Annotated in this window: 20 protein-coding genes and 1 pseudogene; 12 read left to right on the forward strand and 9 right to left on the reverse strand. The window is 71.0% G+C overall.

Translation table 11 applies throughout. The features are described 5' to 3' along the window. Positions 1 to 2: 2 nt before the first annotated feature. Positions 3 to 350 (reverse strand): hypothetical protein, encoded by a 348-nt coding sequence (locus HNR67_RS39990; protein WP_185008720.1) that lies wholly within the window; start codon positions 348 to 350, stop codon positions 3 to 5. Positions 351 to 530: 180 nt separating this feature from the next. Next, positions 531 to 1010 carry a hypothetical protein gene (locus HNR67_RS39995; RefSeq protein WP_185008722.1) on the reverse strand — a complete coding sequence of 160 codons (480 nt, stop codon included), beginning with the start codon at positions 1008 to 1010 and terminating at the stop codon, positions 531 to 533. A gap of 123 nt (positions 1011 to 1133) precedes the next feature. Here HNR67_RS39995 and HNR67_RS40000 point away from each other — a divergent pair, with 123 nt between their 5' ends. Both HNR67_RS40000 and HNR67_RS46820 read left to right on the forward strand, forming a co-directional pair. Beyond that, the gene (locus tag HNR67_RS40000) at positions 1134 to 3491 is read left to right on the forward strand and encodes a preprotein translocase subunit SecA (RefSeq protein WP_185008724.1); all 2358 of its coding nucleotides are present in this window, start codon (positions 1134 to 1136) and stop codon (positions 3489 to 3491) included. Positions 3492 to 3580: 89 nt separating this feature from the next. After that, positions 3581 to 5431 carry an NlpC/P60 family protein gene (locus HNR67_RS46820; protein WP_407645167.1) on the forward strand — a complete coding sequence of 617 codons (1851 nt, stop codon included), beginning with the start codon at positions 3581 to 3583 and terminating at the stop codon, positions 5429 to 5431. Between the two features lie 54 nt (positions 5432 to 5485). On the opposite strand, the gene HNR67_RS40010 is transcribed toward HNR67_RS46820, so the two are convergent. Beyond that, positions 5486 to 5836: a hypothetical protein gene (locus HNR67_RS40010; protein WP_185008726.1), complete on the reverse strand. Its 351-nt coding sequence runs from the start codon at positions 5834 to 5836 to the stop codon at positions 5486 to 5488. 128 nt (positions 5837 to 5964) lie between these two features. Here HNR67_RS40010 and HNR67_RS40015 point away from each other — a divergent pair, with 128 nt between their 5' ends. After that, the gene (locus HNR67_RS40015) at positions 5965 to 6420 is read left to right on the forward strand and encodes a hypothetical protein (RefSeq protein ID WP_185008728.1); all 456 of its coding nucleotides are present in this window, start codon (positions 5965 to 5967) and stop codon (positions 6418 to 6420) included. A 36-nt stretch (positions 6421 to 6456) separates the two neighbouring features. Here HNR67_RS40015 and HNR67_RS40020 read toward each other — a convergent pair whose 3' ends face one another. The 4 genes and pseudogenes from HNR67_RS40020 to HNR67_RS40035 form a co-directional block, all read right to left on the reverse strand. Beyond that, positions 6457 to 7494 carry a tyrosine-type recombinase/integrase gene (locus HNR67_RS40020; protein WP_185008730.1) on the reverse strand — a complete coding sequence of 346 codons (1038 nt, stop codon included), beginning with the start codon at positions 7492 to 7494 and terminating at the stop codon, positions 6457 to 6459. After that, entirely contained in the window at positions 7491 to 7958 is a 468-nt protein-coding gene (locus tag HNR67_RS40025; RefSeq protein WP_185008732.1) for an AbrB/MazE/SpoVT family DNA-binding domain-containing protein, read from the reverse strand. The genes HNR67_RS40020 and HNR67_RS40025 overlap by 4 nt, the downstream gene beginning before the upstream one ends. Before the next feature lie 259 nt (positions 7959 to 8217). Beyond that, positions 8218 to 9543: an MFS transporter gene (locus HNR67_RS40030; RefSeq protein ID WP_185008734.1), complete on the reverse strand. Its 1326-nt coding sequence runs from the start codon at positions 9541 to 9543 to the stop codon at positions 8218 to 8220. 538 nt (positions 9544 to 10081) lie between these two features. Then, positions 10082 to 11515 (reverse strand): annotated as a pseudogene (locus HNR67_RS40035) (FAD-dependent oxidoreductase); the annotation flags it as partial. A gap of 417 nt (positions 11516 to 11932) precedes the next feature. Between HNR67_RS40035 and HNR67_RS40040 the strand changes: the two are divergent. From HNR67_RS40040 to HNR67_RS40055, 4 genes are read left to right on the forward strand one after another with little or no spacing between them, the layout of a single operon-like run. Continuing rightward, the gene (locus tag HNR67_RS40040) at positions 11933 to 14629 is read left to right on the forward strand and encodes a sensor histidine kinase (protein WP_312989174.1); all 2697 of its coding nucleotides are present in this window, start codon (positions 11933 to 11935) and stop codon (positions 14627 to 14629) included. After that, positions 14626 to 15051, forward strand: a complete 426-nt coding sequence (locus tag HNR67_RS40045; protein WP_185008738.1) for a roadblock/LC7 domain-containing protein — start codon at positions 14626 to 14628, stop codon at positions 15049 to 15051. Before HNR67_RS40040 ends, HNR67_RS40045 begins: the two co-directional genes overlap by 4 nt. After that, positions 15048 to 15497, forward strand: coding sequence for a DUF742 domain-containing protein (locus tag HNR67_RS40050; RefSeq protein ID WP_185008740.1), 450 nt, complete (start codon positions 15048 to 15050; stop codon positions 15495 to 15497). The genes HNR67_RS40045 and HNR67_RS40050 overlap by 4 nt, the downstream gene beginning before the upstream one ends. Then, on the forward strand, positions 15481 to 16092 hold the full coding sequence (locus tag HNR67_RS40055) for a GTP-binding protein (RefSeq protein ID WP_221490209.1): 612 nt from the start codon (positions 15481 to 15483) through the stop codon (positions 16090 to 16092). Before HNR67_RS40050 ends, HNR67_RS40055 begins: the two co-directional genes overlap by 17 nt. Before the next feature lie 10 nt (positions 16093 to 16102). Here the strand turns inward: HNR67_RS40055 and HNR67_RS40060 are convergent, their stop codons facing one another. Next, a complete protein-coding gene (locus HNR67_RS40060; protein ID WP_185008742.1) occupies positions 16103 to 17239 on the reverse strand; it encodes an rRNA adenine N-6-methyltransferase family protein in 1137 nt (378 codons plus the stop codon). A gap of 37 nt (positions 17240 to 17276) precedes the next feature. Further along, positions 17277 to 18776: a GGDEF domain-containing protein gene (locus HNR67_RS40065; RefSeq protein ID WP_185008744.1), complete on the reverse strand. Its 1500-nt coding sequence runs from the start codon at positions 18774 to 18776 to the stop codon at positions 17277 to 17279. Positions 18777 to 19372: 596 nt separating this feature from the next. Between HNR67_RS40065 and HNR67_RS45415 the strand changes: the two genes are divergently transcribed. From HNR67_RS45415 to HNR67_RS40090, 5 genes are all read left to right on the forward strand, one after another. After that, positions 19373 to 20656 carry an FAD-dependent oxidoreductase gene (locus HNR67_RS45415; protein WP_185008746.1) on the forward strand — a complete coding sequence of 428 codons (1284 nt, stop codon included), beginning with the start codon at positions 19373 to 19375 and terminating at the stop codon, positions 20654 to 20656. Positions 20657 to 20678: 22 nt separating this feature from the next. Beyond that, a complete protein-coding gene (locus tag HNR67_RS40075; protein ID WP_185008748.1) occupies positions 20679 to 21491 on the forward strand; it encodes a LytR/AlgR family response regulator transcription factor in 813 nt (270 codons plus the stop codon). A 168-nt stretch (positions 21492 to 21659) separates the two neighbouring features. Next, on the forward strand, positions 21660 to 22040 hold the full coding sequence (locus HNR67_RS40080) for a hypothetical protein (RefSeq protein WP_185008750.1): 381 nt from the start codon (positions 21660 to 21662) through the stop codon (positions 22038 to 22040). Continuing rightward, the gene (locus HNR67_RS40085; protein ID WP_185008752.1) at positions 22037 to 23749 is read left to right on the forward strand and encodes a sodium/solute symporter; all 1713 of its coding nucleotides are present in this window, start codon (positions 22037 to 22039) and stop codon (positions 23747 to 23749) included. The genes HNR67_RS40080 and HNR67_RS40085 overlap by 4 nt, the downstream gene beginning before the upstream one ends. After that, positions 23746 to 24954, forward strand: a complete 1209-nt coding sequence (locus HNR67_RS40090; RefSeq protein WP_185008755.1) for a histidine kinase — start codon at positions 23746 to 23748, stop codon at positions 24952 to 24954. Before HNR67_RS40085 ends, HNR67_RS40090 begins: the two co-directional genes overlap by 4 nt. Positions 24955 to 24961: the final 7 nt, after the last annotated feature.

The following is a 24961-nucleotide window of genomic DNA, read 5'->3' on the forward strand; positions in this document are numbered from 1 at the left end:
TTTCAGAAAGCTTCGTTGAGGTCCATCTCGACGATTGCTTCATTCTGGTCGTATGTGTTGGCAATCTTGATCAGTGCGTCACCAATCTCCGAAAATTCAGTTTTCGCGCCACCGAGCAGCTTCTCCATGAACGAGCGGACAGCTTCGTATGAACTTGCCAGCTCTTCTGGAGGCGTGGGTAGATTCAGTGGAAACACCATCAGCGTGATCGGATCGAGCACGAAGAACGCCAGCGGCGAGAGTGTCATACCGCTCACTGCACTGTGCACCGGTGCGACTTTGTTCGCGAGATCATCCCACTTGGCCGCCTCTTTGCGAACCGCCGTGGTAATTACCTTGTAACCAGCCATGCGCCCCTCCTCGCCTGTGGTTGCGCCGGTCAGCCTAGCGCAGCAGGAGGAGTCACACCCTGGCTTCGGTGTTGTGCCTGTTGTGCGGGAGAGGTGTGGTACCCCTTCAGGGTGACAACTGGCTTCCAGTCCCGCCGAGTGCAGTGATCACAGCGTCCGTCGCGATTCCACGCCTACCGTTCAGGAGGTGCTGTTTTCATCCGTGCCCTCGGGGTCAGCCTTGGCGATGCTGTCCTCCCAAAATTCCCGCACCAATGGTGCGACCACAGTCGTGGCGATCTGAATCGCCTCCCCGCGGCTGAACCGGAACCGGCGCCCCAGCTCCGGAGTCCACTTCACCACGCCCTTCTCCCACAATCCATTACCCATGCGGTCGAAGGAGGCGCTGTTGTGCCGCACCGCCCAACATGGTCCATCGGCATCGTCCGTGTCGCACCGGGTGACCATGACCGCCAGCTCCGTTAGATCCTCGTCCGCATCCTCCGGCCACACTGGGAACCGGAACTCAGTGGCGCGAGCAAGCAGCTCCCTGCGGGAGTGCACGCCCGAAGCCGGCCAGCCGGGCTGGAACCGCACACTCCACCAGGCGATCAGACCCAGTACGAGGAACCCGGTGATGAAACCTGCGGCGACGATGACGTCGCGGAGTTCTGGAGACATGTCCTGTTCCCTTCAACGGGCCAACACATCCGGTTGACCGCAGTCCCGTGTCGACTCGGCAGGTAACGCACTCCTGCCGCACGGCCCGCACAGCCCCCGACTCACCTGGCTGTGCTGCAACGGATGCTGGAGAAGATCGAGTGCTGGGTTCCGCGGCGATTCCGGGGCATCGCCCGCGACTGCATCGCCCTCCAGCCCCGGTACCGAAGCCGCGCCGACACCGACCTGACGGCGCGATACCGGCGACTACGCGAGTTGGCGCACCACCAGCCCCCGACCCACACGCTGCGCCGGTACCTCGTGGCGCACACCTTCGCCGTTGGCCGAGAAGCAATCCGTCGAACCCTGGGAACCGAACACCGGCCAGTGCAACTACTCGGCGCCGCCGCGGTCGCGTACGGGCACCTCGCCGAGATCGCCACCGGCGAGGGCAAGACGATCACCTTGTTCCTGGCCGCGGCCGCCCATGCCTTGCGCGGTAACGGGGTGCACGTCATCACCGCCAACTCCTACCTCGCTGCCCGGGACGCAGCCGCCCTCGAACCCGCTTACCGGCTGCTCGGCCTGACAGTTGCCCCGGTACCTGCCGAAACTCATCGGAAGGCCCGCCGGTGCGCCTATGCCGCCGACATCACCTACGGCACGCTCGCCGACTTCGGGTTCGACCACCTCCGCGACGCCCTGGTCACCAATCCCGCGGACCGGGTGCACCGCGGACACCATGTGGCGATCCTGGACGAGGCGGACGCGGTGCTCATCGACGAGGCCAACACCTCGCTGATCCTCACCACCTCAACCGACGCCCCGGCCGACCGCTGGCCGTCCGAGTTGGCCGCCGTTGTCCCGCGGCTGACGCCGGTGCTGGACTACCACGGCCTCCTGAGCGAAGGGCAGGTCGGCTACACCGACCGCGGCTGGAGCCGCCTCCACCAGTTCTCCGCTGTCGATCCCGAGGCGTGGCGATCCGCGGAATTTCTGGCCGCCGCGCAGAACGCCCTCGCCGCGCACCTGCTCTACGAGATGGGCCGGGACTACATCGTTGAAGATGAGCAGGTTCTCCTGGTTGATGTCCACACAGGACGGTCACTGCCGGGCCGCCGTCTGGCAACCGGACTACACCAGGCACTGGAGGCCAAGGAGAAGTTGCCCGTATGCGCAGACCCGGTTCCCCGGGCATCGATCAGCGTTCAGGCGTTTCTGCGGCAGTACCGCCTCCTCGGCGGAGTCAGCGGCACTGTGATGTCGGAGGCCGCCGAACTCCGCCGCGTCTACCGGGTTCCGGTCACCCACATCCCGCCACACCGGCCAAGTCGACGAGTCGACCTGCCGGACCAGCTGTATCCGACCAGCGCCGCCCGGGATGAGGCCCTTGTCGACGAAGTGCTTGCCGCACATCGGCAACGGCGACCAGTGCTGGTGAGCACGCCCAGTTGCGTGGCCGCGAGAAACCTGTTCGGGCATCTGACGGCAGCCGGTCTCCGGCCTCGCCTTCTCACCGCAGAAGACGACCAGGCCGAGGCCCAGGTCATCAGCCAAGCCGGCCGAATCGACGCGGTCACGGTGGCCACCGGGCTTGCCGGGCGCGGCACCGACATCCGCTTGGGCGGCCCCGACACCGCGGAAGCCCGGCGAATCCGCAGACTCGGGGGTCTGCTGGTGCTGGCGGCCGGGCGGTCGACATCACCTCGGGCGGACCGTCAGCTGGCTGGCCGGGCCGGGCGGCAAGGAGATCCCGGTACAACAAGGTTCCTGCTCTCCGCCGAGGACGACCTGCTCCTGGACAACGCTTCCACCGAGCTACGCCGCGTCCTCGACACCCACCCCGGTCACGCCGAAACGCCCCTGATCGGCCGACCGGTTGACCGGCTTGTCCGTCGCGCTCAGGTCACCGCAGACTGGCGACGGTTCCTCGCACGACGCCAACTCCAGCGCTACGACGAGGTGATCGACCACCAGTGGCAGGCGGTCGCCCGCAGCCGCAGCCACATCCTGACTGGCGACCTCCACGACACTCTGCCCACACTCGCGACCGCGGTCCGGGGGTGGGCGCCGGGCCAGCTCCGCGCCGTCGGCGGACGGACTTGGCCGGCAAGCGCGTTCTGCGGGCCGGACGGCGCCGAAGCCGCGACCCGGGGCCGGATCGGGGACGCGCTTGTCCAGCACGGACAACAGGAAATCCGGCAGCTCCTGCTCGCCGTCGTGGACCAGGCGTGGACCGATCACATCCACACGCTGCTCGTACACCAGGACGCCAGCCACGCCGCGGTCTGGCTGCACAGCGACCCGGTCGAGGAGTTCCGCCGAGTAGCGATCAGCAGCTATCAGAACATGATCACCTCGGCCCGTCGTGAACTCCTGCGAACACTCCTGCAGGACCCCTCGCCGCCTGTGCTCCCACTACGGCACCGAGATCGCCGCTGGGAGGGAACTGCCCAGGACGAACCTCCAAAGGACTCGACCTCGCACCGGCCGACCTGGTAGCCGGCGCCGCTGGTGCAGGCGATCTGGATGGGGTCGGGCCAGCCTGCGTTACCTGGCCAAACCGAAGGCCAGAACAGGAGGAGTGCGCCGTGCGACGCGACTTTTACACACCGTCCACACAGGACGACGACCCGGACGGCACCCCGATCGACGAGGACCTCCAGCGCGGACGACAAGCCGTTGCACAAGCACGACAACTGCTGCGCGGAGACACCGACGCCGCCCGCCGGACCCGGGTGGGCCTGGCAGTCCTCGGCGGCATTGGCGCCTTGGCCGCTGCCGCCCCAATGGTCGCGGCGATCCAGGAGCAGCCGCAAGCCCCTGCCCCGGACGCTCCTGTGGCTCAATCACCAGAACGCGGCGGTGCGGCGGAACAGTCACCGGTCGTACCCAGCCCCCTGAACGCCCAGCTTGACCGCGGCGAGACGTTGCTGCGAACCGTGGCGGGCTCGGTCGAAACGGCGGAGAAAGCCCTGAACTCGGCCAATCGCAACACCACCACGTCGCCCGGCAAAGCCCTGTCCGCGGTCACCGAAGCCAAGGACAAGGCAACAGCGGCAGCGGCTCTGGTAGCCGAGCTGGTCCCGGCAGTCGAACAGCTGGGTGACAGCGCCCTCACCCAGCGGGCCATCGGAGCCAGGGAAGCCGCCGCGTCGTTGGTCCAACGCGCGAACACCGCCTGGGAACAGCACCAGAAGTCGGTCGAGACCGCCAAGAAGACCCAGCTCGTCACCAGTGCGCGTACCGCGTCGGCCACCGCCGCCAGCACCCTCGACACCGCCGCTGAGAGGGTCCACAACGCGCGGGCGGCGGTTACCGCGGCGGTGGCCTCCGTGCGAGAGCGCAAGCCCGCCCTGCACGTGGAGAAACTGCTCGACCAAGCCCGCACCGCGTTGGAGGGAGCCGCGGCCAGTCTGACCTCGGCCGGAACCTCCGCCCGCAAGGCCGCCGACACCGCGGAATCCGCAGGTGCCGCACAGCCGCGCCACGCGGCCAAGACCCTGCTCGACCGGGTGCGGAGCCTGGAGGACTCCCTGGCCGCGGCGCGCGGTGAACTGCCCAAGCTGCTCGACAAGGTCGCCGACCTCCGCCGAGCGGAAACGCTGGAACTGGCGACCGCCACCGCCCGAGTCGCCGCCGACGCGGTCACCGCGACCAGCCAGAGCCTGGACGCCGCAGCCGGCCCCCTTGCCGAGGCCGAAGCACAACGCGGCGACCAGCAGTCCACGGCAGCGGTGCGCGACTTCGCCACTACGACAGCCCGGCTCAGCCAGGCACGCCAACTCCACACCACCGCCGACCACGCGCTACGCACCGCGACGGAAGCACTACCAGCCGGCTCACCCGACCCCAGCGCACCGGCGACCCTGCTCAGGTCCGCGATCACCACGAACACGGCCAACAACGACCGGCTGGCCAACTTCGAACACCGCATCCAGGCACTGGCCGCCCACCTGACCCAACAGCCACCACCGGCACCAACCCCAGCGCCGCCGTCGCTCTCGCCGGCACCGGCAGCGCAAGCTCCGGCACGCCAAGCGGCGGGAGTCAGCGTGCAACTGCCGGGCGGACGCGGGACCGTGCAGGCCCCCAACACCAAGGCCGCCAACGCCATCCGCGCGGCCCTGAGTCAGCTCGGCACCCCCTACGTCTGGGGCGGACAGCAGCCCGGCCGCGGCTTCGACTGCTCGGGCCTGACCAGCTGGGCCTACCGGCAAGCAGGCGTGCACCTGCCCAGGGTCTCCACCGCCCAAGCCGTCGGACCCCGCATCCAGGCAGGCCAGCTCCAACCCGGCGACCTGGTGGTGTGGGCCGGACACGTCGCGATGTACATCGGCAACGGGTACATGGTCGAAGCGGGCAGCCCCGTGCAGATCAGCCGCCTGCGCACGACGAACCTGAAGATGCGGTTCCTGGGCTTCCACCGACCGACCGGCTGAGCAACACGGGAGGGAGGCGCCCGATCGGACGCCTCCCTCCCGAACAGCACGCCGCTACAACGGCAGGCACTTCCTACCGGTACGGACCAGGTGCTTGGCCCACACCCAGCCGCCGCCCGAGCCGGTCAGCTCGCGGACCATGTCGCCGGAGGCGCGGTGGGGGAAGGCGTGCTGGTCGGCCCACACGATGGTGCCGCTGTAGAGGTAGCCGATCCTGCTCGCCACGTCAGGGACGAACTGCTGGTTGGCGTACTTGTACGTACCGCCGCGCCAGACCGCGAACTCGCAGACGATGATCTGCTTGGCGGGCATCATGACCGACGCGGCAGCGTCGGTTCCCGCAAGGCTCACGGCCAGGCCGAAAGCACTGATCGCGGTCGCGCAGCGGAGTGCGATGTTCTTCATCGGCAGAGGTTCCTTTCCAAACGAACAACGGGAACGCCCTGCCAGGTAACGCAAACCCGAACGGGTACCCGACAACCGTGGCCGCGTTACCTGCCTGCGACGAAGGCTGATCAGTCCGGGAGGTGGTAATGCGTCGTGAAGTCGGCGGACGCCTTCCAGTGGCGAGCCGGATCGTTGCCGCCCTCGTTCCTCAAGCTCGCGCCGCACCATCGGTTCCGACACTGTCCTTGGCTGAGCTGGCAGCCCTTCCCAGCGACGCCTCGATGGCCTACGGCATGTCCACAGTGGACCAATCCGGGCGAGTCGCCGACCGCGCCGTGCTCCGGGCGCTGCGCTGGCGGCAAGGCGACATCCTTGATCTCCAGGTTCTGGGCCAAGCCCTTGTCGTCCAGACCAGCGAACGTGGTCAGGCCCGCGTGGTCGGCGGACCGGCTGTGGCGATTCCCGCTTACCTCAGGGGTCGCATCGGGCTGCGAACCGGTGATCGGGTCCTGTTGGCCGGTGCGCCGGAGCACGGGGTGTTGCTGGTTCTGACCACCGCCCTGCTGGACAGCCTGCTGGTCTCGCATTGGCAAGGCCGGTGACCGTGACGGCGAGCTGCCACGGCCACCGGCGGTTCGTCAGCCCTCCGTCGCCAAGGGATGGGGCTCGCCGGTCATCGCCGACAACGCCGCGGCCACCTCACCAAGGGACGCCTCAACGTAGGTGCTGGTGGCTCCGCCATCGCCCTTTGCCGAGTGTCCGGCGAAGGCTCGGGCAACGGCGTGGCCGAAGTTGCGCTCAACCCAGGTGAGGGTGGTGTGGCGGAGCCAGTGAGTGCTGATCTGCTGCGCGTACACCCAAGCCAGGTACTTGCCGAGACGGTGCCACAGGTAGTCGTAGCGGTGGCGAGTCAACGGCTTCCCGTTGCTGTACCGCAGCAGCAGGCCGGACGGGTCGCCGTCCCCTCGATACTCGAAGTGCGCCAGGAGATGCTTCATCAGCGTTGGCGAGACTGGTTGCGACCTGTACAGGTCCCCCTTCTCGCACAACTGGATCAGGCACAGATCCGGGTCGAGGTCGCAACGCCGCAAGGCCATGGCCCCGGCACGGCGACAGGCGGTTTCGGTGTGCAGCCGCAACAACAGGCCATCCAGGGCTGGGTCATCTCCGGTGGTGACCGCGACCCTGTTGATCTCGGCGAGCCGTGCATCTTGCAGGCCGTGCCGCCGGCCCGGCGGCTGCGCCGGTTTCCTGACCTTGAGGGCGGGGTTGCGGTCCTTGCTCATCAGCTCGTCGTCGACAAGGTGCTTGTACAGACACCGCAGTGCGGAAACGAAGTGTGCCGCCGCACTGTGCCCGCCCCGCGTGCTACGCCGACGGACCGCGTTCCTCCGCACCTCCTCGCGTTTGGCGGTGATCTCCGACGGAGACACCTCATCCATCCGCCGGTCACCCCAGTCACGCTCGACGATCTTCAAGTACGGCCCATACGCACGAGCGGTGCCGGTGCCGAACGAACCCGAGACCTTCGGGATGTACTCCGCGAACGTCGGCACCGGAGGTCGATCTTGCGATTCCCCCAGCAGGTCCTCGACCGTGATTCCCATGCTGAGAAGCACCACCCGCGCCGCTTCGATCTGCGCCGCGGTGGCCGGATTGTCGTTGTGGCCGGTCACCGCTCACCACCTCCCATCAGGAAGGCGTGGTGCTCGCACAGCATGTGGTCGAGCACGGCAACGCTGTGGATCACCAGCGTCTGGTTGGCAGGACAGCCGACCACGAGCGCTCGATCACCGCAGCGCAGCCCACAACGGTGCCGGACCGGCGCTGGGATGGCCACGTAGGGTTTGCGGCCCATCTCCGCCAGGCCGTCCGGCCGGGCCTGGACCACGATCGTGCCGGACTCGACCCGAAACTCCAGCCGGTCTCCTGGCAGCCAACCGAGCGCCTCCACGACGGCCCGGTTGGCGATCCGGCCGGAGGTGTCGATGGTTCCCATGCCGTAGTAGGTCGCGGTTCTGGGCAACAGCGTGGCCAACTCAGCCAGGGGCGGTTGCCGGAGTACAGGCCTCCGCGACCCGTCACCGTCCTCCTGCAGAACCGCAGGAGGAGCCACGGCGGAGATGATCTTCTCAGCCACGTCGACCACCCGGCCAACCGCCTGACGGCACCACTCCGGAGAACATCGTCAGACAGCCCTGCGGCGGCCTGAACTCACTGATCAACAGCTCTGTGGTCTGGGGAAATCTCCCCAACCTGGCAGCTCGAACGAGCGTTCGAGCCGTCCTCGCGGAGTCTAGACAGAAGGTCCGACAGTCCGCCGGTCCCGATGGGGGGGACTCTGAGTCCCTGGGACGGACAGTCCCAGGGACTCAGAGGTCCTGGCTACGGGCTGGCGCTCAGATCCCGGCGTGGGCCAGGCTGGGTACCCGGACGAACACCCGGCGGCGCAGGTAGTACCACCAGGTCACCGCCAGGCAGACACCGTAGAACGCCAGGAACACCAGGAACGCCGGCACCAGGGAGCCGTAGGCGGTCACCGACATCGCGAAGGCGCGCGTGATGAGGAAGCCGCCAAGGGCGCCGACCGCGCCGGCGATGCCGATCACCGCGGCCGCCTGCCGTCGTGCGGTGGCCGGATCGTCGAACTGAGCACTGAAGATCGCCGGGATCATGCGGTAGGTCGAGCCGTTGCCGACCCCGGTGGTGATGAACAGCCAGAGGAAGGAGCCGAGGAACAACCAGAAATCGTGCTGGGCCAGCCCGAGCACCACCCCGAGCACTCCGGCGCCCATGGCGAGGAAGGTCCACAACGTGACCCGCCCGCCACCCATCCGGTCGGCGAGCCAGCCGCCGATCGGCCGGGACAGCGAGCCGACCAGGGCGCCGAGGAAGGCGAAGTAGCCCGCCTTGGCCTCGGGGAAGGTCGAGTTGATCAGCAGTGGCAACGCGGCCGAGTAGCCGATGAAGGAACCGAAGGTGCCGATGTAGAGGAAGGACATCACCCAGGTGTGCCGATTACGCGTGGAGGCGGCGTAGGACCGGAAGTCCGAACGCGCCTCGGTGAGCGAGTCCATGAAGAACAGCGCGCACACGCCCGCGATGATCACGAACGGCATCCACATCAGCCCGGCGTAGGCCAGGTGCACCCCGGAGCCCGCCGAGATCACCAGCGGCACCGCGAGTTGCACCACGGCCACGCCGATGTTGCCGCCCGCGGCGTTGAGACCGAGCGCGAATCCCTTGCGCGAGTCCGGGAAGAAGAAGGAGATGTTGGCCATCGACGATGCGAAGTTACCGCCGCCGAGACCCGCGGTGCAGGCGGCGAGCACGAACATCCAGTAGGGCGTCGACGGATCGGAGACACACCACGCGAGCATCCCGGTGGGCACCAGCAGCAGGGCCGCGCTGATGACCGTCCACATGCGACCGCCGAAGGTGGCGACCGCGAACGTGTAGGGCAGGCGCAGCACGGACCCGATCAGGTTGGGTAGCGCGACCAGCCAGAAGAGCTGGTCAACGGAGAAGGCGAACCCCGCCGCCGGCAGGAACACGGTCACCGTGCTCCACAACAGCCACACCGAGAAACCCAGGTGCTCGGCCAGGATCGAGAACACCAGGTTCCGGTTGGCCACCCGGCGACCGGTGCTCGCCCAGAACTCCGGGTTCTCCGGCTCCCAGTGCTCGATCCACCGGCCGCGGCGAACTGTGGTCTGCGCGCTCATGTTCGAAGGAACCGCCTTGTCTCTCATGGGGTCAGGACCGTTGGGCGGCAACGGCTCCGGGCTCGGGGACAGCCGTGGGTGCGGCAGATGTCCTCGAGGTGGTGGTCTCGGCGGCCGCGGTGACACCGGCGAGCGCCGCGGTGCCGTTGGGCGCGGCCGGGTCGGTGGCCGGGGCGGCGCCGAGAGGTGTGGTGCCCTGGACCGGCACGACTGTGGGCTGTGGCCTGACCGGCTGCTCCGGCACCGTGGGCGGCGGGACGGTCGCGGGCGGCGGTGACGCGGCGGGCCTGGGCGTGGCGGGCGACGACGCGGCGGCGGACCTGGCGGGCGCGGCGGGCGCGGCGGGCGCGGCGGGCGCGGCGGGCGCGGCGGGCGCGGCGGGCGCGGCGGGCGCGGCGGGCGCGGGCGACAGTGGCTCGGCGGCCGCGGTCGTGGCGGGCCCGGACGCGGCGGGCAGTGGCCTGGCCGGTGTCGGCGCGGCGGGCGAGGCCGGAGCCGGAGCCGGAGCCGCGGGCTGGGTGGAGGTGGCCGCTGATTCGGCCAGCCTGGCGGCCAGGGCCTTGACCGTTTCCCGGCAGCTGCCGCAGCCGGTGGTGGCCCGGGTGACGCGGGCCAGGTCGGCGGGTTGGTGGGCGCCGTTGTGCCAGGCCTGGGTCAGGGTGGCCTTGGTGACGGTGTTGCAGCGGCAGATGATCGCGGCGTCCGGCAGGTCGGCCGGGTTGCCCGCGGGTTCGGCGCCGGTGGGCAGGGCTCGGCCCAGCAGCAGGGCCAGGCGGTCGGTTGGGGCCGGCGCGCCGCGGTCGTAGAGCTGGGTGATGCGGGCGGCGGCGTCCGGGGCGCCGAGCATGATGGCGCCGGCGATCTGGTCGCCGCGGAGGACGAGTTTGGCGTAGCGGCCTCGGGTGGAGTCCTCCAGGCGGAGGATCTCCACTCCTGGGTCGGTGCGGTCCAGGTGGGCCTCGCCCAGGGTGGCCAGGTCGACGTCGCGGATCTTCAGGCGGGTCACCGCCGGGGTGCCGTGGTAGCGGGCCGCCGGGTCGGCGCCGGTGAGCAGGTCGGCGAGGACCTCGGCCTGTTCCCAGGCCGACTGCACGAAGCCGCCAAGGGCGCCCGGGTGGCTGGCGCAGTCGCCCAGGGCGTGGATGCGCGGGTCGCTGGTGCGCAAGGCGTCGTCGACCCGGACGCCGCGGTCGACGGTCAGGCCCGCGGCCTCGGCCAGGGTGGTGTCCGGGGTGGCGCCTGCGGCGACCACGACCAGGTCGGCGGGGACCTGGCTGCCGTCGGAGAGGGCCAGGCCGTCGCCGGGGCGGTAGCCGGTGGCGGTGACGCCCAGGCGGAACTCGATGCCGAGTTCGGCCAGCACGTCGGCCAGGATGGCGCCGGCGGTCGCGTCCAGCTGGCGTTCCATCAGGTGGCCCACCGGATGCACCACCGTGACCAGGCTTCCCCGGCCGGCCAGGCCGCGGGCGGCCTCCAGGCCGAGCAGGCCGCCGCCGAGGATGGCCACGGGGGCGCCGGGGCGGGCCACTTCAAGGATTTGAGCGCAGTCGGCGAGGGTGCGGAACACCCGCACACCGGGGGCCGGAGTGCCGTCCGCGGCGCACAAACCCGGGGTCGGCGGCAGCCAGGGACGGGCGCCGGTGGCCAGGATGAGCGCGTCGTAGTGCAGCCGGTCGCCGTCGGAAAGGGTCAGCATCCGGCTGTCGCGGTCCACCGCGGTGACGCTGACGGCCCGCCGGAGGTCGATGCCCGCTTGCTCCGCCCAGTCGGGTTCATGCAGGTGAACCGCCACGGGCGGCAGCTGGCCCGCCAGCACGCCGGAGAGCAGCACCCGGTTGTAGGCGGGTTCGGGTTCGGCGCCGATCACGGTCAGCGCGATCCGGGCCGGATCGGGTTCGCGGCGGCGGATGAGTTCGGCGAGCCGGGCCCCGGCCATGCCGTAACCGACGACGATCACCTGCCGCGGACTCATCGCTGTCCCCTCCAGGCCACGAGCGCGGGGCGCCGGGAATTCCGACGATCCCCGAGGCGCAATCGAACCGGTGAGTTTCATAGCAGAAAGGCGGGCCGCCCCACAAAGATGGTCATCAAGTGGGCAAATCGAACTTCGTTACCCGAAAGAAATCACTGTATAACCGGGATCGACATCACGTAACACCCGTAGGATGGGTTTTCAGGTAACCATAGCGGCAGGTCAAACCACATAGAAGCACCTTATGTCGCCCTACTGACCGGTGAGTCAGTAGTTTTCCGTCACGCATGGTGACAACATCAGAAGTTCACCCGGTTGTCGTATTGTCGCGGTTCACTGGAACTGAGAACGTGCAGGCGGCCCGCCCGCGAATGGTCGAGCGAAACGGCCTGTCGAATTCCATGGACCGGAGGTTTGGTGGGCGCTCGTCATCGCTCGATCACCGCACCGCAGGACGAGCAGACGGAGACAGAACAGTCCCGGTTCGCGACGCTGGCCACCTCCCTGGTCCGGCCGCGCTCGATCCGGGCCAAGCTGGCCCGCATCCTCACCGTGTCCCTGGCGATCGTGCTGGCCCTGCTGGTGATCATCGTGCTGGACGTGGTGCAGCGACAGCGGCAGGCGACCCAGACCGCCGAGTCCGTCTCGCTCGCGCTCGGCGTGCAGGACCTCATCCACGAACTCCAGCGCGAACGCGGCATGACCAACGGTCTGCTCGGCGGCGACACCCGCTACCGCTCCCAGGTCGACACCCAGCGCGGACGCACCGACGAGGTGCTCAACCGGTTGAACCGGTTGAACTCCGACGCCGCGCTCAGCGGCGCCGGCGAGCTGCGCACCGCGCTGGGCAGGCTGGCCGGGGTGGCGCAGGTGCGCGGCACCGTGGACGGCGGCCGGGCCGAGCGGGACACCACCTTCAACTACTACACCGACAACATCACCACGCTCGCGCACACCGAGCTGGGCCTGAGCGAGTCGGCCGACCCGGTGATCCGGCGCGGGGTGCTGGCGCTGACCGCGCTAGGCGAGGCCAAGGAGGCCACCGCGCAGGAACGCGGTTTCCTCAACGGTGTCTTCGCCGCGAACAAGTTCCGCCAGCAGCAGGAGTACGTGCACTTCAGCGAGATCCGGGCGAGCAAGCAGAACGCGTTGTCCGCCTTCGGCCGCGCCGCGACCCAGGACCAGCGCAGCAGGCTGGACGAGGCGATGCGCTCGGGTCCGGCCACCGAGGCCGCCGGCTACGAGGGCATCGCGATCAGCGGGTCCGCCGGGGCGTTGCCGAGCAAGGTGGACGCGCAGTCCTGGTGGAACACGATGACCAGGCTGGTCGACGACATGCGGGCCGTGCAGCAGGCCGTTGGCGACGACATCCGCGCGGTGGCGGCCGGGCTGCAGAACAACGCGACCTGGCAGCTGCTGGGGTACCTGGCGCTGGCCGCGCTGGCCATCGCGGTCGAGGTGGCACTGGTCATCGGCGCCACCAGGTCGATCCTCGGCCCGCTGGCCGGACTGGTGACCGAGGCCGACGACATGGCCCGGCACCGGCTGCCCGAGGCGGTGGACCGGGTGCAGGCGGCCACCGGTGAGGGCGGTGGCGAGCACGCCGAACCGCCGCCGCCGGTACGCATCCCGGAGCGGGCCAGCACCGAGATCCGCTCGGTGGCCGCGGCCCTGGACCGGGTGCAGAACACCGCGTTCTCACTGGCCTCCGAGCAGGCCGTGCTGCGCCGCAACACCAGCGAGTCGCTGGCCAACCTGGGTCGCCGCAACCAGAACCTGGTGCGCCGCCAGCTTGGCTTCATCAGCGAGTTCGAGCAGGAGGAGCTGAACCCGACCACGCTGGCCAACCTGTTCGAGCTGGACCACCTGGCCACCCGGATGCGCCGCAACGCGGAGAGCCTGCTGGTGCTGGTCGGCGAGTCCAACCCGCGGCGCTGGGCCGCGCCGCTGCCGATCACCGATGTCATCCGCGCCGCGCTGTCGGAGGTGGAGGACTACCGCCGGGTGGTGCTGCGGCGGATGGACGACGTGCACCTCACCGGCTCGGTGGTGACCGAGGTGGCGCACCTGCTGGCCGAGCTGATCGAGAACGGACTGTCCTTCTCGCCGCCGGACCTGGAGGTCGAGATCTACGGGCGGCGGGTCGGCTCGCAGTACCTGCTGGCGATCATCGACCACGGGGTCGGCATGCCGTCTGACGCGCTGGCCAGGGCGAACGCCCGGTTGCGTGGCGAGGAGAACTTCCTGGTGGCGCCGACCCGGTTCCTCGGGCACTACGTGGTGGGCAGGCTGGCGCAGCGGTTGTCCGCCACGGTGGAGCTGGCGGACTCGCCGGCGACCGGCATCACGGCCCGGATCACCCTGCCGGGCACGCTGATCGCGGACCCCTCGGCGAAGCTGCCGCCAACCCCCGAACCGAAGGCGCAGGCGAGCCAGGCCGCGGTCGCCGCGGGGAGCCGGGCGAACGTGCCCGTGCAGCAGTCGCGGCAGTCCTCGGCACCGGTGTCGGGCCCGCCCCCGGCCGCCACGCGGCAGTCCGGCGCGGCACCCGCACCGCACCACCCCACACCGGCACCGGCCGGCACCTCCACCACCTGGCCCGAGTCCCCCGCGACCTTCGGGCGCACCGCCGCCACCCCGGCTCCGCACCCGCCCGCCACGGACCCGGCATCGCCACCCGCGGCACCCGCGTCCGCACCCGCCTCAGCACTGCCGCCCGCGGCACCCGCACCCGCCGCGGCACCGGCATCCGCATCGGCACCCGCACCCACCGTGGCATCGGCACCGGCGAACTCCGCCACCCCCGCCGCGCCCACCGGAGCCCCCGTGCGCCCCGAAGCCACCCCGGGCTCGCGCACCAAGAACGGCCTGCTCAAACGCGTCCCCAAGAACCGCGCACCCGCTCGCCCCGAACCGGCCAGCCGCCCCCGGCCCGCCGAGGATCGGCCGCCAGTGGACACTCGTGATCCCGACGACGTGCGCTCGATGCTGTCCTCCTTCCGCAACGGGCACCGGCGCGGGCAGCGCGGTCTGTTCGAGGCGGAGCTGTCCGCCGAGCCGGGGGCGCGCACGTCCCCGGCCCACCCCCGACCCTCCGAGGAGGACCCCCGGTGACCGTTGAACTGCACCCGAACGGGAATACGTTCAACTGGCTGCTCGTCAACTTCGTCCGCGACACCGACGGGGTGCGCGACGCGGTGTGCGTGTCCTCCGACGGTCTGCTGATCGCGATGTCCAACGGCCTGGACCGCAACTCCGCGGACCGGCTGGCCGCGCTGGTGTCCGGGCTGACCAGCCTGGCCCGCAGCGCCTCGCGGAGCTACGACTTCGACGGACTCAAGCTCATCATGATCGAGATGGAGCGGGGCTTCCTGCTGGTCTCGGCCATCGCCGACGGCAGCTGCGTCGGCGTGCTGGCCGAGGCGAACTGCGATGTCGGCCTGATCGGCTACGAGATCGCGGTGCTGGCCGAACGGGCGGGCGGCATGCTCACCCCGATGCTGATCTCGGAGTTGCGGAGGTTCCTGCCGGAATGAGCGACGCGCCCCGCCTGCCCGATCCGCGGATGATCCCGGCCGCCCAGCCACGGTCCTGGTTCGACCCGATCCACGGTGACCAGCCGCAGAACCAGCCGCCGCCGGTGCGGGCGGACTCGTCCGTGGAGGACACCTTCGTCCGGCCGTTCATCGTCACCGGCGGCCGCACCCGGCCGCTGCACGACGGGCTGCGGGTGGACACCATGGTGGGCGCGGCGCCCGCGGCGCTGTCCGCGCCACTGGCCTTCGAGCGGCGGCGGATCATCGAGCTGTGCCAGACCCCGCGCTCGGTCGCCGAGATCGCCGCACTGCTCACCGTGCCGGTCGGGGTGGCCCAGGTGCTCATCGCCGACCTCGTCACCGGCGGCCTGCTGTCCTTGAAGGAACGCGCCGAACTGCCGGTCCACGTCATCGAAAGGATCCGTGACCTTGTCAGGGCACTCTGACCACGACGGGTTGTCCTCCACCGCCATCCCGTCCGCGGTGAAGATCATCGTCAGTGGCGGCTTCGGTGTCGGCAAGACGACGTTCATCGGCGCGATCTCCGAGATCGAACCCCTGGTGACCGAGGCGGCCATGACCGAGGTGTCGGTCGGCGTCGACGACTCCACCGGGCGGCCGGACAAGACCACCACCACCGTCGCCTTCGACTTCGGCCGCATCTCGCTGGACCGCAGCCTGGTGCTCTACCTGTTCGGCACCCCTGGCCAGGAGCGCTTCTCCTTCCTGTGGGACGACCTGGTGGAGGGCGCGCTGGGCGGGGTGATCCTGGCCGACACCGAGCGCATCGAGGACTGCTACCCGGCGGTGGACTACTTCGAGGAGAAGGACGTCCCGTTCCTGCTCGCGGTCAACGAGTTCGAGGGCGCGCAGCGCTTCGCCATGGACGAGGTGCGGGAGGCGCTGGGCATCGACGAGACCGTGCCGATCGTGAGCTGCGACGCGCGGCAGCGGTCCTCGGTCAAGGGCGTGCTGGTCTCGCTGATCGAGCAGGTGCTGTTGCGGCGGATGCAGACCGACCAGGCCCAGTACGCGCGCTGAGGCGGGGCGGCTAGAGCGGGTTGGCCGGGCTGTCCAGCCACACCCGCTGCCCCTCGGGGGTCACGGTGACGCCGAAGCGGTGCAGCCCCGGCCGCCCCTGCCCGGCCCACCAGCCGTGCGCGGCCTCGACCTCCGCCCACAGCGCCCTGGGCCCGGACTCGCGGACCTCGACCACGCCGTCGCGCACGTCCGCCACCGCAGCCGAGCCGCCGGCCGGGTGGTAGAGCAGCACCTCGTAGTCCCGTTCGCCGGTGTAGCTGACCTCGCAGCACACCTCCGGCATGCGCAGGCCGATCCCGAACACGCCCTCGCCGAAGGCCACCTCGGCAGGCGGCACCGCGCTGGGCCGGGGGTCACCGGCGTCGGCCAGTTCGGCGAAGTCCGCGGCGTGGCCGGTGAACACCCGCTGTCCGCGCAACTGCATGAAGGCCACCCCGCTGACCACCGGCCCGGACGCGGTGCCGTCCGGGCGCACGGTCAGCTCCAGCAGCACCCCGTTGTCATAGGCGTTGCCCCAGGGCGTGAGGATCAGGCCGCCGGGGCGGGTCTGCTCGACCCAGGCGTACGGCAGGCCGTCGCCGACCGCGGCCACGGTGGCCACCACCCGGTCGAACGGCGCGCGGTCCGGGCAGCCCAGGGTGCCGTCGCCGTGGACCAGGTGCACCGGGTGGCCGGTGCGGGTCAGGTTGGCGGCGGCGATCTCGGCCAGCGTGGGGTCCAGTTCCACCGTGGTCACTTGGGGCGCGCCGGCCAGTTCGGCCAGCAGGGCCGCGTTGTAGCCGGTGCCGGCGCCGATCTCCAGCACCGTCGTGCCCGGTCGCAGCCGCAGCCGCTCCAGCATGTCCACCACCAGCCGTGGCTGGGAGGCGCTGCTGGTGGCCACCCGGCCGACCTCGGGCCAGTGCGTCGCGCCGTCGTCGAACTGGGTCACCACCACGGTGTCGCCGTAGACGCACCGCCGCCACAGCTCCGGATCGGTCAGCAGGTCCACCGGCTCGGGCAGCCTGCCGCGCGGCGAGCACCACATCCGGCGGGGCACGAACCAGCCGCGGTCCACCCGCTCGAAGGCCGCCAGCACCTCGCGACCGGCCCGGCTGACCGCGCGGATCTCGGCGGTGTGCTCGGCGTGGCTGGTCGGTCCGGGCACGGTGGACTCCCTGGCGTCGGCGGACCCCCGGTGTCGGCTAGCGGCGGGCGCCCTTGAGTTCCAGCATGGCGCGGTCGGCCTCGGCCAGCGCGGTGGGCAGGTCCGCGGGATGGGCCAGGTCCGCCCAGCCGATGGTCACCGAGATGGGAGTGCCCGCGACCAGCGCCTCCCAGTCCTCCTCGTCCACCGCGGCGGCCAGCCTGCCCCCTATCTCCACCGCTTCGACCACGGAGGTCTCCGGCAGCAGCGCGACGAACTCGTCCCCGCCGTAGCGGGCCACGAAGTCACCGCGGCGCACGGTGCGGGACAGGATGGCCGCGACCCGTTCCAGCACCAGGTCGCCGGAGAGGTGGCCGTGCACGGTGTTGACGGTCTTGAACCCGTCCAGGTCGATCACGCCGATGGCCGCGGTGCCGCGTTGTTCGGCGATCATCGCCAGCCGCTGTTCCAGGTGCCGCCGGTTGGGCAGGCCGGTGAGCGGGTCGGTGAGCGCCTCGGCGGCGTAGCGGCCGACCGCGCGGCGCAGGTCCTCGTGGTCCAGCCGGGCGCCGACGCCCTCGATGAACCGGTCGACCAGCCGGGACGGGTGCTCGCCTGCCAGCCGGAAGGCCTGCCGGTCGGCGGTGTGCGCGGCCCGGTGGTCGCCCGCGGCGGCGTAGGCCAGCGCGCGCAGCCGGAACAACTCGGCCGGGCCGAGGGTGTTGGCGACCAGGGTCATCGAGTCCAGCCGGGCCAGCGCGTCCAGCGGGTGACCGGCCGAGATCGCGTCGCACACCTGGGCCAGCGCACCCAGGTCGGCGGCCTCGTGGCCCTCCAGGGACACCTCGGTCAGGGCCAGCTCGACCGGTTCGCCCAGCGCGCGCAGCCGGGCGCTGGCGTAGCGGTAGAAGGGGTAGTCGGCCGGGCGCAGCTCGCCGCCGGGCGTGCACTGCCTGGCCAGCGCGACCGCGGCCCGCAGCATGTCCCTGGCGCCCTGCTCGTCGCCGCGGTGGTCCAGCGAGACCGCGCAGCGCAGCGGGATCTCCGGGGTCAGGTACTCCTCCGGCGGCAGCCCGGCCGCGGCCGCGGTGTTGCGGGCACGCACCGAGGCCAGCATCGCCTGGTTGTGGAAACCGGCGATGGAGTAGGTGATGGCCAGATCGGCCCATGCGTCCGCGGCGATCAGGTCCGCCCTGGTCACCAGTTCCATCGTGCGCGAGCCGCGGACCAGGTGCCGCACACAGCGGTCCACCGAGCCCTCGGTGAGCGCGACGTAGGCGGCCAGCGCGTACAACTCGCCCATCAGCGCCGGGTCGCCGCTGGCCAGCACCACGTCGAAGGCCTGGTCGGCCACTGACACGGCCTCCAGGCGGTGGCCGTCCATCATCAGGCAGCCGAGCTTCATCAGCAGCGACCGGCCGACGATCGCGGGCTCCTCGGCGCGCGCGATCACCGCGTCGGCCAGGGCGATGGCCTCGCTCAGCGCGCCTTCCCTGATCAGCTCGCGCATCCGGTCAGGGGCGGCCGCGTCGGGCGAGGTGACCGCGTCTGTCGACATCTCGCGCCTCCTCCCCGCACCCGCTCGGCCATGCCGATCCTGCCATGTGCGGTCCACTGTGGTGAGTGACCGGGAAACATCGTTGTCCGCGAGACCGTCGCCCGCCCCCGGCCGGGGCCGGGACGGCGGGCGACGGCAGGCGGTCCGCTCCCCTTCCCGTACGGGCCACGGGACCGCGGCGGCTCAGCCGGATCGATGGGAGAACACCGGCGGCGCCAGCGGGCACGGGGAGCGGATTCCGCACGATAGCGGCCGGAATGACATGTTCCCGCCAGCGCGCCACCAATGGACTATACCGCCGATGAATGGCACTGAATTGGCGACGAACGGTCAGTTTCACCGTTAATCGGTCGACCCGGCGAAGTAGTTGAAGATGAATCGATCTACTCGCGCCCGAGCCTAGCGCACCGGGATCCACCTGCGGCAATGTTCCCGCAGAGCACAGAACTTGCCAGCCGCCAAGAACATTGCCAGAACCGTTATTTTGATCAGACTCACCCGATTGGGTGTGGAAGTGGCCGACCGACCGCAGGTTAGGCCATGCTGGCCGTGGAGTGATTCTTCTCCGGCCCCCGCGCGAACGCATCGAGGAACTCATGCCCGCAGACTTCGAGCACGCGCGCTCGGTCGCCGTGCTCGGCGCCGGCGCCAGCGGGCTGGCCGCCGCGCGCGAGCTGACCAGGGCCGGGCACCGGGTGACCGTGCTGGAGGCCCGGCACGCCATCGGCGGGCAGTGCGCGGCGGCGGAGATCGACGGCCGCGGCCACGACCTGGGCGGCCACGGCTACTCCCCCACGCACCACAGGCTGGACGCGCTGGTCGCCGAACTCGGCCTGCGCACCACCGACACCGGCCCGCCACTGCTGTTCGACCCGGCCACCGGCCGCTCCCGGCCGCGCGTGCCCGGCCCGCTCTGCCGGGAGACGCTCACCCGCTACCACCGGGTCCGGGCCGAGCTGTTCCCGCGCATCGCCGATCCCGGCCTCGCGCACTCCGCCAGGGTGCTGGCCGCGCCTGCCCGGCGCTGGCTGGCCGAGTACCGGCTCAGCGCGCTGGCCGAGGTCTTCGGCCCCGGCTACACCGCGGCGGGTTACGGCCACCTCGACCTGGACCTGCCAGCGCTCTACCTGCTCAAGTACGCCGAGCTGACCGGGCTGGGCGCCGGCCGGACGCGCGCGATCGAGGGCGGTTTCGCCGAGCTGTGGCGGCGGGTCGCGCAGGAGCTGCCCGGCCTGCGCCGCGGCGTGCGGGTCGAGCGGATCACCAGGGACGCCGACGGCGTGCGGGTGGTCGTGGACGGGACCGAGCACACCTACGACGACCTGGTGCTGACCGTCGGCCTGGACGAGGTGCTGCCGGTGCTGGACGCCACCGAGGAGGAACGCGCGCTGGCCGCCCGGATCCGGCGGCTGGACCTCTACACCACGCTGGGCAGCGTCAGCGGCCTGCCGCCCGGCGCGCACACCCTGGTCCAGCCGCACCTGACCGGCTCGGCCAGCCGGGGCCACTGCGTGTCCTTCCACCGCCGCCACCCGGACACCGAGGTGCTGGTCTGCCACGCCTACGGCCGCCCTGACCTGGACGGGCCGGGCGTGGCCGACCTGCTGCGCGCCGACGTCCGCGCCTGGGGCGGACAGCTGCACCGGCTGCACCTGCAACGCCGCTGGCGGTTCCTGCCGCACTTCGACAGCGCCGACCTGGCCGAGGGCGCGCTGGACCGGCTGGAGGCCCTGCAGGGCCGTCGGCGCACCTACCACCTGGGCGGACTGCCCGCCTTCGAGCTGGTGGAGTGCGTGCTCGGCTACGCCCAGGACCTCGTCCGCAGGCACTTCACCGGTCTGCGCCGGGAAGTACCCGGGCACCCGCTACTGATCGTTTGATCAGGTCGTTACAGTACCGAGGGTGCTACGGGTGCTGGCGGTCGACGATGAGGCTCCGCTGCTGGCGGAGCTGCTGCACATGCTGCGCGCGGACGGCCGGATCGAGCAGGCCGACGGCGCCGAGGGCGCGATGGAGGCGTTGCGCCACATCGACCAGGTCGCCAAGGAAGGCGACCACCTGGACGCGGTGTTCCTGGACATCCACATGCCCGGCCTGGACGGCCTCGAACTGGCCCGGCTGCTCACCCGGTTCAGCACGCCGCCGCTGGTCGTGTTCGTCACCGCCTACGAGGACTTCGCGGTGCAGGCCTTCGAGCTGAAGGCCGTGGACTACGTGCTCAAACCGATCCGGGCGGCGCGGCTGGCCGAGGCGGTGCGCCGGGTGGCCGAGCGGGTCCGGGCCGAACGCCTCGACCCCGTCCCCGCCGGACCGGCCGCGCCCGCCCAGCCCGCCGGCGCGCACCCGGTCACCCAGGAACCGCCGGATGAGGTCATCCCGGTCGAACTCGGCGGGCTGACCAGGTTCGTCCGGCTGGCCGACGTGCACTACGCGCAGGCCTGCGGGGACTACGCGCGACTGCACACCGGGCAGGAGACGCACCTGATCCGCGCCTCGCTCGGGCAGCTGGAGGAACGCTGGCGGGCGGCCGGGTTCGTCCGGGTGCACCGCAGCCACCTGGTGTCGCTGCGCTTCGTCGACGAACTGCGGCTGGACACCGGGCAACTCAGCGTGCGGGTCGGCGCGCAGGTGCTGCCGGTCAGCCGGCGGCACGCCCGCGAACTGCGCGACCTGCTGGTGCGGCAGGCCCGTCCCGATCGGCAGCCGCCACGATGAACGGCCGCCGACCGGTGGGCTCCCTCGATCCGTTTGGTCTTGATATCTGCGGACCTTAGACTCGGCCGTGACCTGGGTCACTTTCAGCTGGCTTACTGTCCGGCATCATCCACCCGGGTCAGCGCCGGCACCGCCTGACCACGCTCCGCGACCACGGGAGACGACGACGTGACCGAGCCGCGCCAACCACCCCGGCGGGTGGTGGTCACCGGCCCGCGCACCAGATCTGCCCGACCGCATCGCGCGGCCCGGATCGGCCGCGACGACAAGGCGACCCTGGACGAGGTGTCGCTGCGCGCGCTCATCCGCAGTCAGCTGCGCGCCGCGATCGCGGTCTGCCTGGCGGTGCTGCCGCTTGGCCTGCTGCCGCTGTTGTTCGCACTCGTCCCGGCCAGCCGCTCGGCCGAGCTGTTCGGGGTGCGGGTGCCGTGGCTGGTGCTCGGCGGCGGGGTCTACCCGGTGCTGCTGCTCATCGGCTGGCTGTACGTGCGCGGCGCGGAACGCATCGAGCGCGACTACCAGGACTTCGTGGAGGACCACTCGACGTGAACGCGCTCTCCGGTCTGATCGCGGTCGGCGTGGTGACGGTGGCGACCATCCTCATCGGCGCCTACGGCCTCCGCGTCTCCCGCACCACCTCCGACTACTACGTCGCCTCCCGCTCGGTCGGCCCGTGGTGGAACGCCTCGGCGATCAGCGGCGAGTACCTGTCCGCGGCCAGCTTCCTCGGCGTGGCCGGGCTGATCCTCAGCTTCGGCGCGGACATGCTGTGGTTCCCGGTCGGCTACACCGCCGGCTACCTGATCATGCTGGCACTGGTGGCCGCGCCGCTGCGCCGCTCCGGCGCGTACACGCTGCCCGACTTCGCGGAGAACCGCCTGGAGTCGGTGGCGGTGCGCCGGGTGGCCAGCCTGCTGGTGGTGGGCATCGGCTGGCTGTACCTGCTGCCCCAGTTGCAGGGCGCGGGGCTGACGCTGAACACGCTGACCAACGCGCCGGTGTGGGTGGGCGGCGTGGTGGTGGCGGTGGTGGTCACGCTGAACCTGGCCTCCGGCGGGATGCGCAGCATCACCTTCGTGCAGGCCTTCCACTACTGGCTCAAGCTGACCGCGATCGCGGTGCCGGCCATCCTGCTGATCATGGTCTGGCAGCGGGACGGCGCGCCGCTGCTGGACGGGGACCGGCCGGTGACCTTCAGCCAGCAGACCATGGTCACCATCCGCACCCCGGTCCGGGTGCAGAACACCGAGGCGGTGCAGGTCACCGTGCGCGGACGGCTGGACGACAAGACCTATGAGGGTGCGAAGCTGGAGCTGACCGCGGGCGCGCACGATTTCGGCCAGGACACCACGGTGGTGTTCCCGGCGGGCGCCGCGGTGCCGCACGTGGCCCCGGCGAGGTCGCTGACCGGGGACGAATGGGCCAGTCCGCTCTCCGGCGGCCGGGACGACCATCCGCTCTATGTCACCTACTCGCTGATGGTGGCCACCTTCCTCGGCACCATGGGCCTGCCGCACGTGCTGGTCCGCTTCTACACCAACCCGACCGGCCGGGCGGCCCGGCGGACCACCCTGGTGGTGCTCGGCCTGCTCGGCGTCTTCTACCTGTTCCCACTGGTCTTCGGCGCGCTCGGCCGGCTGTACGCGCCGGATCTGCTGATGACCGGGGCCACCGACGCGCTGGTGCTGGTGCTGCCCCGGCGGCTCATCCCCGGTTTCGGCGGCGAACTGCTGGGCGCGCTGGTGGCCGGTGGCGCGTTCGCCGCGTTCCTGTCCACCTCCTCCGGGCTGGCCATGTCGGTGGCGGGGGTGCTCTCCCAGGACGTCTTCCGCGGGCGCGGGCTGCGCGGGTTCCGGTTGTCCGCGGTGCTGGCCACGGTGGTGCCGGTGGGGCTCGCGCTGATCGGCACCGACCTGCCCATCGCCAGTTCGGTCGGCCTGGCCTTCGCGGTCGCCGCCTCCTCCTTCTGCCCGCTGCTGGTGCTGGGCATCTGGTGGCGCGGACTCACCGCCGCGGGCGCGGTCGCCGGGTTGCTCACCGGCGGCGGGCTGGCCCTGCTCGCGGTGCTGGCCACCATCTCCGGCGAGTTGCGGGCGGGCTGGTTCACCACCCTGCTGTCCTGGCCTGCCGCCTGGTCGGTGCCGCTGGGCTTCGCGGTGATGATCGGAGTCTCGCTGGCCACCCGGAAACGCGCGCCGCGTTCGGTGAACGCGACCATGGCCCGGCTGCACGCCCCGGAAGGAACCACCGGCCGATGACCCGCACCTCCGCGTTGTTCGTGCTCCTGCTGCTGCTCACCGCGCTGAGCGTGGCGCTGCTGGTGATCGTGCGGCGCTCCCGGGCCAACCGGGACTTCGGCACCCCGACCGACCGGGCCACCTTCGAGACCCTGCACGCCGCCTCACTGGCCGCGCCGCCACTGCGCGCCGGGCTGACCGCGGAGGCCGCGCGCAAGGCGATCCGGCGGCTGCGCGACCTGCTCGGCACACCCGCGTTGTGCCTGACCGACCAGGAAACGGTGCTGGCCTGGTCCGGCGACTGCGAGACGCACGCGGCCAGCGCGCTCACCCAGGCCGCTGAGGCGTTGCGGTCCGGGCGGGTGCAGGTCAGCTCGGCCCGCTGCACCGACTCCCGCTGCCCGCTGCGGCACGCGGTGATCGCGCCGCTGGTGGTGGACGAGCACGTGCTCGGCACGCTCATCGCCTACAGCGACTCCAGTCCGCCGATCCTGGTGCGGGCCACCAAGGAGGTGGCGAACTGGGTGTCCGCGCAGCTGGAACTGGCCGAGCTGGACCGCTCGCGCACCCGGCTGGTCGAGGCCGAGATGCAGGCGCTGCGCGCGCAGATCTCGCCGCACTTCATCTACAACTCGCTGGCCACCATCGCCGCGTTCGTGCGCACCGACCCGGAACGCGCCCGCGAGCTGCTGCTGGACTTCGCCGACTTCACCCGGCACTCCTTCCGCAAACACGGCGAGTTCACCACCCTGGCCGACGAACTGCGCGCCATCCACCAGTACCTGACCCTGGCCATCGCGCGCAGCGGGGACAAGCTGGCGGTGACCTTCCAGGTGGCGCCGGAGGTGCTGCCGGTGGCGGTGCCGTTCCTGTGCCTGCAACCGCTGGTGGAGAACGCGGTGCAGCACGGGTTGTCCGGCCGGGACCGGGCGGGCCGGGTCACCATCCTGGCCAGGGACGCCGGGGCCGAGGCGGAGATCCTGATCGAGGACGACGGCGCCGGGATGGACCCGGAGACCTTGCGCGGGATCCTGGCCGGGGCCGGCGCGCCCTCGGAGGGCATCGGGATGGCCAACGTGGACGAGCGGCTCCGGCAGGTCTACGGCGACGACTACGGCCTGGTGGTGGAGACCGCGATCGGCGCGGGCACCAAGGTGCGGGTGCGGGTGCCGAAGTACCGGGCGGGCGTGCACGTGACGCCGCCCGCGGTGCACACGCCGTACTGAGCCGCCG

This window comes from Crossiella cryophila, assembly GCF_014204915.1.
GTDB classification, from domain to species: Bacteria; Actinomycetota; Actinomycetes; order Mycobacteriales; family Pseudonocardiaceae; genus Crossiella; species Crossiella cryophila.

Excerpts from the sequence above, each read along its gene's own strand:
- HNR67_RS39990 (WP_185008720.1), bottom strand. The coding sequence starts at position 350 with ATGGCTGGTTACAAGGTAATTACCACGGCGGTTCGCAAAGAGGCGGCC.
- HNR67_RS39995 (WP_185008722.1), bottom strand. The coding sequence starts at position 1,010 with ATGTCTCCAGAACTCCGCGACGTCATCGTCGCCGCAGGTTTCATCACC.
- HNR67_RS40000 (WP_185008724.1), top strand. The coding sequence starts at position 1,134 with ATGCTGGAGAAGATCGAGTGCTGGGTTCCGCGGCGATTCCGGGGCATC.
- HNR67_RS40010 (WP_185008726.1), bottom strand. The coding sequence starts at position 5,836 with ATGAAGAACATCGCACTCCGCTGCGCGACCGCGATCAGTGCTTTCGGC.
- HNR67_RS40015 (WP_185008728.1), top strand. The coding sequence starts at position 5,965 with ATGCGTCGTGAAGTCGGCGGACGCCTTCCAGTGGCGAGCCGGATCGTT.
- HNR67_RS40030 (WP_185008734.1), bottom strand. The coding sequence starts at position 9,543 with ATGAGCGCGCAGACCACAGTTCGCCGCGGCCGGTGGATCGAGCACTGG.
- HNR67_RS40050 (WP_185008740.1), top strand. The coding sequence starts at position 15,048 with ATGAGCGACGCGCCCCGCCTGCCCGATCCGCGGATGATCCCGGCCGCC.
- HNR67_RS40065 (WP_185008744.1), bottom strand. The coding sequence starts at position 18,776 with ATGTCGACAGACGCGGTCACCTCGCCCGACGCGGCCGCCCCTGACCGG.
- HNR67_RS45415 (WP_185008746.1), top strand. The coding sequence starts at position 19,373 with ATGCCCGCAGACTTCGAGCACGCGCGCTCGGTCGCCGTGCTCGGCGCC.
- HNR67_RS40090 (WP_185008755.1), top strand. The coding sequence starts at position 23,746 with ATGACCCGCACCTCCGCGTTGTTCGTGCTCCTGCTGCTGCTCACCGCG.